1 pseudogene is annotated in these 1,381 nt (G+C 61.5%); it reads left to right on the plus strand.

Annotation, left to right across the window (positions count from 1 at the left end):
• Positions 1–1,025: pseudogene (locus tag AC2VOP_RS06740) on the plus strand (hypothetical protein); the annotation flags it as partial.
• Positions 1,026–1,381 lie beyond the last annotated feature (356 nt).

The raw sequence follows: 1,381 nt of genomic DNA on the forward strand, positions 1-1,381 counted from the left end.
CGACCACCCGACACTTGATCCGAACATTCTTCGTGTGGGCCAAACGCAGCAAGATCAATAATTCGGTCCAGATCGGGTTCCGACAAGCCAGGACAACCCCCACGATCACCCAAGACCAGCGCCTCGCGTGGCTTAAAGAACTACTCACCGGCGACTCCGAAAGCCTCCCCTACCGAGTCGCCGGCATCTTGTTATTGCTCTACGCCCAACCCCTCACCAAGATCGCTGGCCTGCAGACCACCGCCATTGCACGGGTCGACGGCGAGACACGCATCGCGCTCGGCAAAGAACCCATCCCGGTCCCCGAACCCTTCGCCTCACAACTGCACTACCACCTCCACAACCGGCCCAATCAGCGCACCACCGGCGGAGCCGTCGGCACACCGTGGCTCTTCCCGAGCACCCGGCCCGGCCGACACATCGACCCCCAGTCGATCATGCTGCGGCTGCGCCGGCTCGGCATCAAGCTGCTCGGCTCACGCAACACGGCCCTGCGTGAACTCGTATCTGAGATACCTCCTCCCCTGGTCGCCGAAATGCTCGGCTACAGCGACCAAGTCACCCAGAAACACGCCGCAGAAGCCGGCAACACCTGGGCGATGTACGCATCCACCATTGACCGAACCAATCCCTCAACGAAATCATCTGGCCGAACCATGACGACCGAATCACCCGAAGTTCGCCCTACTGACGATGCGGACGAACCGAATAGCGATACGGCTGAGCCCACCCTGTTCGACCTCGATCCACCGGTTCGGCCCTACGACCGCCACATTGACTCCCTTCGCGCGGCGGCAACTAACCTTAGTGAAGCGCAGCGTGCAGTTCATGCCGCCGAAGAACAGCTCACTCAGGTAGTTTTGCAAGGACGGAACGCTGGCTTATCGTGGACGAAAATATCAGCGACACTGGGCATCTCACGGCAGGCCGCCTACCAGCGGTGGTCGGTGCGGCTTCGTGGAATCGACGCTTTGGAAACATCCGACACTGCGACAGACATTCAGTCCCAGTTGCCTGCTGATTAGTTGTTGCGGGACAGGACGTTGTTGACGGGGCAGGAGTCCCTTGCTCCCGCACGGTCCAACCCCCCGAGAGCCCTCAAGAGGCAGGGCCCAGCGAGTCCGGCGTGCGCGAGGCCCCAGTTAGCGGAATGTCGCAACCCAGTCCCGATCGGCGCGGTCGACACTCAGCTCGCACCGCACCCTTGCACTGATACACAGATACGTCCTACAGTTAGCCTCGATTTTTCGTGCGGGTGGGGTTCGGGGGTGCTGAGCCATGAAGATCGCTGAGCGATAGCGATTTTGGGCTTGGGGTGTGTTTGGCCGTCCCGTGTCGCCGGGGTGGGCGGGCTTTCCTATGGCCGGTGGGTCTTTCGGGT

The sequence above is a fragment of the Mycobacterium sp. TH-M106 genome, from assembly GCF_057473765.1.